The sequence below is a fragment of the Eisenbergiella tayi genome (assembly GCF_001881565.1).
Lineage (GTDB): Bacteria > Bacillota > Clostridia > Lachnospirales > Lachnospiraceae > Eisenbergiella > Eisenbergiella tayi.
Map to the genome: position 1 here is coordinate 67,910 of NZ_MPDJ01000009.1, position 8,970 is coordinate 76,879.

The 8,970-nt window shown below is 52.3% G+C and carries 8 protein-coding genes; 1 reads left to right on the plus strand and 7 read right to left on the minus strand.

Annotated features, from left to right (window positions below):
* The first annotated feature begins 344 nt into the window (after nt 1-344).
* The gene (locus BLA28_RS26340) at nt 345-902 is read left to right on the plus strand and encodes a prolyl-tRNA synthetase associated domain-containing protein (RefSeq protein WP_069157201.1); all 558 of its coding nucleotides are present in this window, start codon (nt 345-347) and stop codon (nt 900-902) included.
* On the opposite strand, the gene BLA28_RS26345 is transcribed toward BLA28_RS26340, so the two are convergent.
* From BLA28_RS26345 to BLA28_RS26375, 7 genes are all read right to left on the minus strand, one after another.
* Nucleotides 899-3,262, minus strand: coding sequence for a penicillin-binding transpeptidase domain-containing protein (locus tag BLA28_RS26345; protein WP_069157200.1), 2,364 nt, complete (start codon nt 3,260-3,262; stop codon nt 899-901). The genes BLA28_RS26340 and BLA28_RS26345 overlap by 4 nt on opposite strands.
* 103 nt (nt 3,263-3,365) lie before the next feature.
* Nucleotides 3,366-3,983 carry a precorrin-8X methylmutase gene (locus tag BLA28_RS26350; protein ID WP_009253270.1) on the minus strand — a complete coding sequence of 206 codons (618 nt, stop codon included), beginning with the start codon at nt 3,981-3,983 and terminating at the stop codon, nt 3,366-3,368.
* Between the two features lie 46 nt (nt 3,984-4,029).
* Nucleotides 4,030-5,529 (minus strand): cobyric acid synthase, encoded by a 1,500-nt coding sequence (locus tag BLA28_RS26355; protein WP_069157199.1) that lies wholly within the window; start codon nt 5,527-5,529, stop codon nt 4,030-4,032.
* Nucleotides 5,514-6,581 carry a pyridoxal phosphate-dependent aminotransferase gene (locus BLA28_RS26360; protein ID WP_069157198.1) on the minus strand — a complete coding sequence of 356 codons (1,068 nt, stop codon included), beginning with the start codon at nt 6,579-6,581 and terminating at the stop codon, nt 5,514-5,516. Before BLA28_RS26360 ends, BLA28_RS26355 begins: the two co-directional genes overlap by 16 nt.
* Before the next feature lie 36 nt (nt 6,582-6,617).
* Nucleotides 6,618-7,580, minus strand: a complete 963-nt coding sequence (gene cbiB / locus BLA28_RS26365) for an adenosylcobinamide-phosphate synthase CbiB (RefSeq protein ID WP_069157197.1) — start codon at nt 7,578-7,580, stop codon at nt 6,618-6,620.
* Entirely contained in the window at nt 7,541-8,206 is a 666-nt protein-coding gene (locus BLA28_RS26370) for a histidine phosphatase family protein (protein ID WP_069157388.1), read from the minus strand. Before BLA28_RS26370 ends, cbiB begins: the two co-directional genes overlap by 40 nt.
* A 33-nt stretch (nt 8,207-8,239) precedes the next feature.
* Entirely contained in the window at nt 8,240-8,638 is a 399-nt protein-coding gene (locus tag BLA28_RS26375) for a bifunctional adenosylcobinamide kinase/adenosylcobinamide-phosphate guanylyltransferase (protein ID WP_069157196.1), read from the minus strand.
* Between the last annotated feature and the right edge of the window lie 332 nt (nt 8,639-8,970).

Below are 8,970 nucleotides of genomic sequence, written 5' to 3' on the forward strand. Positions count from 1 at the left end.
CTCCGGCCTTTCTCAGGCAGCCTGCCGCTCAGCAAGGTTCCTGTGCGGGCACGCTCTCGCTCGGATAAATACGCAGCGGTACTAAGGTTGCACAGGACGCAACCTAAGGACCGGCGTATTTATACGGCCCTTACAGGAATCCTTGCTGAGCGGCAGGCTGCCTGAGAAAGGCCGGAGGGACAGGCAAGACGGCACAGGGCTCACGGGTACAGTTACCTGCAAAGTTATTCGGATTCAGCCACTTTAAAAGCGGATTTATGCTTGACATCTTTATGTCAATATTCTAAGATTACACGAGAAAAAATATGTATATATTTGTTCATTTTTATATCAGAGGAGGGCTTATGAGTGATATATTAAAGGCTCCGGTTTATGAAGGGAGGCCTAAGCTGGGGGAGGGGCGGCTGGAGAAGGAGATTAGGACGTATGATCTTTTGGATCGGCTGGCAATTTCTTATCTGCGGCTGGATCATGAGGCTATGCCTACTATTGAGGCGTGCAGGGATGTGGATAAACGTCTTCAGATCCATATTTGTAAAAATCTTTTTTTATGTAATTCGGGGAAAACGGATTTTTATCTGTTGTTAATGCCGGGAGAAAAGAAGTTTCATACCAGGGAGGTGTCTTCTCAGCTTGGTGTTTCCCGGCTTTCTTTTGCTCCTGAGGAAAAGCTGGAGGAGCTTCTTGATCTTACGCCGGGTTCTGTGACTGTGCTTGGGCTGATGAATGATTCTGCGCAGCGGGTGAAGCTTCTTATGGATCGGGAGCTGCTGCAGGAGCCTTATATGGGGTGTCATCCTTGTATTAATACTTCCAGCATACGTATTTCCACAAGGGATGTTCTGGAAAAATTTCTGCCGGCTGTAAACCATATGCCTGTTTTTCTGGATCTGAGTGCTTAATCGCGGCTGAAATAGTAATTCAGGACGGATTTTGATCTGTCGACTACGTAACCGCTTCCGCCTCTTCCTTTTACGTCTTCTGTCATTGTGAGCAGGAGGATGGGGGATTTTGTATCTTTTTGGGTGGTAAATATGCAGAACCAGCCGAGCTCGGTACCGCTTGTGTCATCTTTGGAGAGCTTGATTTCCGCGGTTCCGGTCTTGCCTGCCAGTGAAATGTCTTCACGTCTTGCGCCGTAGCCTGTCCCGTGGGGGGAGCTGATAACCTGCATCAATCCTTTTTCTATCAGCTGCGCTGTTTCCGGTGTGTATGCCTGTTCCAGCCATATTTTCGGTTCCGGGTTTCCTTTATAGAGCAGGTAGGGGCTGATGACATTTCCGTTGTTGGCAAAGCCTGTATAAAGCGCTGCCAGGTGCAGGGGATTTACCAGAACTTCTCCCTGTCCGTAGCCGCTGTCCGCGAGCTGAATTTCCGAATCAATCCCTTCACTGTTTGAATATTGGGACTGGGCCATGGATATTTCAAAGGGAATCGGTTCCCCGAAGCCCAGCTTATCCAGTCCGTCTGTCAGTTTATCGCTGCCGATACGGAGGGCGGCTTTGGCGAAATAAATATTGTCGGAATAAATCAGGGCATTTTCCAGAATAACGGGATCGTATGCGTGAAGGGTGGTGACGTAATACTTTCCCCAGCTGGCATCCTTCTGCCACTGAAGTCCCTCGTTTCCGTAATCCATGTCCGGATCGATCGCTCCTGTTTCAAGGCCTATCGCTGCTATTACAGGCTTAAAGGAGGAACCGGGACACAGCTTCTGCCGAAATCTGTTATAAAGAGGCTTTCTTTCGTCTTCATTCAGGCTGTCCCAAAGTGTCTGGGACATTCCATATATAAAGTCGCGGCTGTCGAATGAGGGTGTGCTCACCAGGGCCAATACTTCCCCCGTGAAGGGATCCATGGCTACGGAGCAGCTTTTATCCTCTGCATAAGTGTCATATAGTTCTTTCTGGAGCCCCGCATCGATCGTAAGCTGTATGGTCTGGCCGTCCCTTTTCGGGATTTGTGCCAGAACGCTTTTCTTTTGTCCCGCATCATTCAGAATGGCAATCTCGCATCCATCCTGCCCTTTCAGTTCTTTTTCATAGAGCAACTCCATGCCGCTTCTTCCGATGACACTGTTGGCGCGGTATCCCTCTCCCGGATGTTTTTCCAAATCTTCCGCTGTTACCTGCTGGATATAACCGGTCAGATGGGAAGCGGCTTTGCCTAAGGGATAGTCTCTGATTTCCACATCGGTTATCAGGACTCCCGGAATGGCTAACAAAGCTTCCTGAAGTTCTTTTTTCTTCTGTACTTCTTCTCCCGGATTATCCGACATAAGCTCCTGATCGGTCAGCTTTTGTATCGTTTTTATGGGGACAAAGGAGTCATCCTTTACCCATTTGGCTGACAGCTTCTTTTCAATGCTTTCCGGAGATACCTCCAAAAGCTCTGCCAGACGCACTACAGAGGGTGACGAAATTTTTTCCGGCTCTGTTTCCGTATTTGTTTCGGTACTTGCTTCGATACCTTCGGAGCTGGTTTCTTCATTTACGTCTGAGGATTCATTTGCTGCTGTTTCTTCATTTACCGGTGTCTCTTCGTTTCCTGCCGGTTCTTCATCCGTAACTGTTTCTTCACCAAATATATCGTCGGATTCCTCATTCTTTTCCATCTTCCCGGGTACAAGCCCGACGGAAGAGCCAACGCCTTTTCCGGCCAGCATCCTGCCGCTGCGATCCACGATTTCTCCCCGCGCCGCGTCATCCCGTGTGACCTTGACTTTATCCGTTGCTGTGAGTTCAGGAAAAATCAGGCTGTCATCCCAGACAAGCAGATAAGGATAGCCTTCCTCCCCTTTTTCCAGCTGGTTTTTAAGGAAAACAACCTTATTGGAAAAAGAGATTTCTCCGGCGGACGTATTCATACTGGTATCGTAGAAAACGGTCGCCGCCTGGCTGCCACTCTCCTGGACCTGGGTAACCTCCACACGGATTTCCGCCGCGTCTATTCCCTGATAGATATTTCGGTTCCGCTCTGCAAATGCCTCGCGGGAGATGGATTCCTGGCTCTGAGGCTCCAGCATGTCATACATTTCTTCATACTTATCCTGCTCAATCTCCGCCATATAATAGCAGAGCAGCTCTTCCGGGGTTTTGGGCTCTTCCGTCTTCTCCCCTGCAGCCGGCAGAATATTTTTCAGAAGCATGAAACCGCCGAACACCAGCCCGGCTATCACCAGTACTGCTGTTCCTGAAATAAGAAGCTTCCTTGTTCTGATTCTCTGTCTCCTGCTTCTTCTGCGTCTTCTTTTTGTCCTCATAACGAAAAACCTCCCTTACATGCAACAAAGGAAGACAGCAGTGACTCTGTCTTCCTGGCCTTTTTCCATCCTACAACCGTAATAATTGCATGTCAACTTTTTTCTACAGCTGGTAAAGCAGGGCGTTGCATATGGCTGCAGCCACATTGCTTCCTCCTTTGCGGCCTCTTGCTACTATCACAGGCACGCCTGCCGTAAGAATCAGTTCTTTGGCCTCCACCACGTTCACAAATCCCACCGGAACCCCGATAATGAGGCGGGGATGGATTCTTCCTTCCTTTATCAGTTCATACAGGCGGATAAGGGCTGTAGGTGCGTTCCCGATGGCAAAAATAAAATCCTCCTGCATTTCTGCCGCTTTTTCCATGCTCACGGCCGCTCTTGTTATTCCCAGGCGGGATGCTTTCTCCGCCACATCCTCATCCGCCATAAAGCAATGGACGCTTCCGCCCAGCTGTCCCAGCTTTTTCTTGTTGATTCCCGCTTTTCCCATATTGGTATCCGTTACGATGGAAACACCGCTGCGAAGAGCATTGAGCCCTTCCTCCACCGCTCCTTCCGAGAAAAAAAGGGTATCCGCATAGCTGAAATCCGCGGTGGTATGGATCACTCTTTTTATAATAGGCTTCTGTACCGGGTCCAGCTCCCGCCCCAGTTCTTCCTCTATAATGGCAAAGCTCCTTTTCTCGATTTCTCCGGGAGCATATTCTTCCAGTTTCATATGTATCGTCCTTTCTGTTTTCCTGCTGCCTTTCAGGAATTCCGTTTTAATCCAGTCCTATTATCCTGTACACCGCCTCCATGTCAAGATGCATCCGTATCACATCCGCCAGCCGGTCATACTGCTCTTGTTTATAAGCCTGTAAATCCCTGTATACTCCGGGCTGTATTCCTTTTTCCCGGTACAGGGGTTCCAGCAGCCCTTTCAGCAGTTCCGGGGAATCCAATATTCCGTGGATATAGGTTCCGCATACATTCCCCTTTACACACCCGTCTGCATACTGCTGCCCGGTCACGCAGTCCGTCACGTCTGCAAAACAGCTGCAGCCTTCGCCTGCCGTGGATTCACCCATATGGATTTCATAGCCTTCCGCCCTGGTCCCGCTCATCTGTTCAAAAACGCCGGAAAGCTTCCCTACGTTTCCTTCCACTCTGGTACGGTGCTTCTTCCCCCTGAACCGGGTCACCACCGGCAGCAGGCCTATGCCTGCAAGGCTTCCTCCATGCTCCACGCCTTCCGGATCCTCCAGAAGGCTTCCCAGCATCTGGTAGCCCCCGCAGATTCCCATAATCCGGCAGCCTTCTCCGGCAAGCCTCTGGATTCCCGCTTCCAGGCCATTCTCCCGCATCCAGAGCAGATCCGCCATCGTATTTTTGCTTCCGGGGAGCAAAAGCAAATCCGGCTTCCCCAACTCCCCCGCCGACTTTACATACCGGACGGAAACTCCTTCACAGCCTTCCAGCATGCCGAAATCCGTGAAATTAGAGATATGGGGAACGCGGATGACCGCTGCATCAATCCCTCCTGCCGCCGTGCGCTGTTCCAGCTTCTCCGACAGGCTGTCCTCTTCATCAATATCCAGCCTGACATAAGGGATGACTCCCGTAACCGGAATACCGCACTTGTCATACAGCTGCTTCAGTCCCGGATCCAGGATGGATTTATCCCCGCGGAATTTATTGATCACAAGCCCTTTTACCCTGGCCCGTTCGTCCTCCTCCAGCAGCCAGATGGTTCCCAGCAGCTGGGCAAACACACCGCCCCTGTCAATATCTCCCACCAAAAGTACCGGTGCGTCCACAAGAGCCGCAAGACCCATGTTGACAATATCGTTTTCCTTCAGATTGATTTCCGCAGGGCTTCCCGCCCCCTCGATGACGATAATGTCATACCGGCTGTCAAGCTCCCCATAAGCCTTCATAATAGAAGGAATCAGGCTTTTTTTCATCCGGAAGTAATCCCGCGCTTCCCGGTTTCCGAACACTTCACCGTTTACAATTACCTGGGATCCCATGTCGCTGTTTGGCTTCAGCAGAATGGGATTCATCCAGACATTCGGTTCAATCCCCGCCGCCTCCGCCTGCATTACCTGTGCCCGTCCCATCTCCAGGCCTTCCCTGGTAATATAGGAATTCAACGCCATATTCTGGGATTTAAACGGGGCCACACGATAGCCGTCCTGCTTAAGCACCCGCAGGATCCCCGCCGTCAGTATGCTTTTCCCCGCATTGGACATCGTCCCCTGAATCATCAGATTTTTTGCCATGCTGCCTCCTCCTCGTAAATAGCCTGCAGAAGCGCTTCGTTTTCCCTTCTGCTGCGGACCGCAATTCTGTAATCCCCCGCCCGCAGCTGCCTGTAATTCTCACAGCTGCGCACAGCGATTCCCCTGTCTGCAAGAAGCCTGTCCAGACCGGGCAGAGCCTCCAGAAAAATATAATTAGCCATAGACGGATATATCCGCCGGATCAGGCCGGGCGCCTTTTTAAGCCCTGCCACAAGGAATTCCCGTTCCTCAGCGACATATACCGCCGTTTTTTCCACATACTCTTTTTCCTTCAGCGCCGCCAGTCCCGCCGCCTGCGCCGGAACCGAAACATTCCATGCCGGAAGCTGGATCAGGAGACGCCGGATCACCTCCCGGCTTTCGCATACCCCATACCCCAGCCGCAGCCCCGGCATGGCATACAGCTTGGTAAACGCATTCAGCACCAGAAGATTCTCATATTCCTTATAATACCTTCTCATGCTCCGCCGTCCATATTCTCCGGAAAAAGCGAGGAAGGCCTCATCCACAGCCAGCCAGAGCCCCCTGCGCGCCGTCAGCCTCAAAATCCGCTCCATCAGAGAAGGTTCCACACAGCTTCCTGTGGGATTATTGGGATTGCAGAGAAACAGCAGGCTTCCCGTTTCCTGTTTTTCCAGGAAATCCAGGAAATCCTCATCCAAGGCGAATCCGTTTTCCCGCTTCAGAGGATAATACCTGACCGGACATCCCACAGACAGAAACGCTCTTTCATATTCAGAAAAAGTGGGGGAAAGAAGCAGGCCTGCCGCCGGCCTCAAAGCTCGTACCGCCGCATAAATCAATTCGGAGGCTCCGTTTGTACACACCACGCCTCCGGCATCCGTCCCCCATTCTCCGGCAATCGCCTCCCGAAGGGACAGGCTTTCCGCTTCCGGATACCTCACCGCCTGGCACAGACTTTCCCGGAGCGCCTCCGATACCCCCTCCGGCAGCCCCAGCGGATTTATATTCGCGGAAAAATCATATCTGATATTTTTCCCGTTTCTGCCTCCGTGTTCAAAAAAATCCATTTTTCTTCTCCCGTCCTGCCTTATCCGTTTTTTTAGTTAAAATACCAATGGAAGCACACACCGTATCAGCAGTCCCGCCGCACATAAAAGAGATGCGGAAACATATAAAAGCCGGTTTGCCCTGGCAATATCCTCCGGTTCCACCGGCCGTTTTCCATCCCCGATAAACGGCTTTTTCACTACCTTGCCAAAATATACGGCATCTCCGGCAAGCGCAACCCCCAGAGCCCCTGCGCACACCGATTCCGTCTGCGCCGAATTGGGGCTTGCGTGCTTGAACCGATCTCTGCGCCAGATACGGGAAGCGCCTTTTCCATCCATTCCGCACAGCCAGGCCGCAGCTATCATAAGAAGGGCCGCCAGACGGGACGGAATAAAATTCACCACATCATCCAGCCTTGCGGCAGGCCTTCCGAAATACAAATACTTTTCATTTTTATATCCCAGCATGGAATCCATGGTATTCACCGCCTTATAGGCAAATCCCGCCGCAGGGCCCCCCAGAAGCATGAAGAACAGAGGGGCAATGCTTCCGTCCGAAGTATTTTCCGCCACAGTCTCCACCGCCGCTTTGGTTATCCCCTCCGCCGACAGCACCGCCGTATCCCTTCCCACGATCATGGAAACCGCCTCCCTCGCTTTTTCCACATCTCCATCCCGAAGAGCCCGGCATACCTTCATGCTTTCCACCTTCAGACATTTCGTCGCCATAATCTGATAACACATAAAAGACTCCAGCACAAGTCCCGCCGCCGGATGCAGCCTATAAGCCAGCCATAACAGCAAAACAGGAATCAGGATCGAAACAGCCACAATCATACACACCAGCAATGCCCCCGCCCTCATCTGGGCTGCCGGCGTCCCGTCAGGACGGCGCAGCTTCTTTTCCAGCACCTGTATTCCCTTCCCCATGGCCCTGACAGGATGAGGCATCCAATAAGGATCCCCCAAAAACAAATCTAAGATAAATCCTGCGAAAATACTAATGGATGTATACATGAAAGTTCAATCTCTCCTTTTCCAATCTCCTCCGGACTGCCCCCGGCCACACAGCGATACCCCTGTCCGCTGCCGCACTGATAAGAATAATAATCGCCGCCCTCAGTGCCAAACCGTTCCAACAGCGCCATTATCGTCCCTCCATGAACAACACAGGCCGCCCTCAGTTCCCTTCTTCCCGTCCCTTTCTTCTCTTCCGCCCTTTCCCATTCCGCGCAGATCCCCGCCATCCGCACAAGCCCCGCGCAGCATCTGTCCTGAAAAGCCCCCCGGCTTTCCCCTTCTGGAAAAGGCAGCGTCCCCCCGCTGTCAATCCACGCCTGATAATGGACATTCCCCGTCAATTCCCGATAATTTTTCCCCTCAAACAACCCGAAATCACACTCCCTGAACTCCTCTACCACCACCGGCTCCTGCCCCGGATACAGCACCTCCGCCGTTTCCAGACACCGCCTCATAGGACTGACAAACACCAAATCCGCCTCCGGATACTCCCCCGCAGCCTTCCGCCTCTCCAGTATCCTCCGCCCCTCATCACACAAACCCTCATCCGTCTTCCCAATATACCGCTTCTCCCGGTTCCCCTCCGTCATCCCATGCCGAATTAAAAACAACCGCCAGCTCATAAATCTCCTCCTCACAGCCTTAACTTCTCTCGCTCAGCCCTCTGCCTTCCCATCCCCCTTCAACACCTGAGGAATCCCACAGACCAGCCGCTCCACCCGTTCCGCCCGGCTGACCACCATCCCCATAATCCGTCCCACCAGCTCCCTGTACTCCCTCTCCTCCTTCTCCATCGGAACAATCCCGCATCCAATCTCATCGCACAAAATAATCACCTGCGGATTCCCCTCCAAAATCCGTCCCACCGCCTCAAAAGCCTTTTCACTATTCCCCCCGAACCCCTTCACAAACAAATGAAAATGCTCAATAATTTCCGCCCCCAGACAATCCTCCACCCCGGCACTCTCCCCAAAAACAATCCTCCCCTTCTCCGGATACCTCCCCCTCACATAATCAAGCTTCCCCTGCGCCCTGCCTCCCACATAAACCTCCATAACAACCTTCCTTTCTCTTAAATCTCTTTTCTTTTTTCCCTTTCATTACCTACCCCCAGTTCGTTTTCCCTTCGCCCGGGCGTCGGCAAGCCCCGGCAGTCCTGTTTCCTGCGGGCTCTATGGGACGGCTCCTCCCGGTGTCCTTTTCGGGCGCCGTTCCCGGACCGGACAGAGATTCCCTGCAAGGGCCTTCTAAAAACGCCAGTCCTTAGGCTGCGTATTTTGCAGCCTTAGTACTGCTGCGTTTTTGGCAGAGTGAGAACGTGCCCGGCAGGGAACTCTGTCCGGCCCGGGAACGGCGCCCGAAAAGGACACCGGGAGGAGCCGTCCCA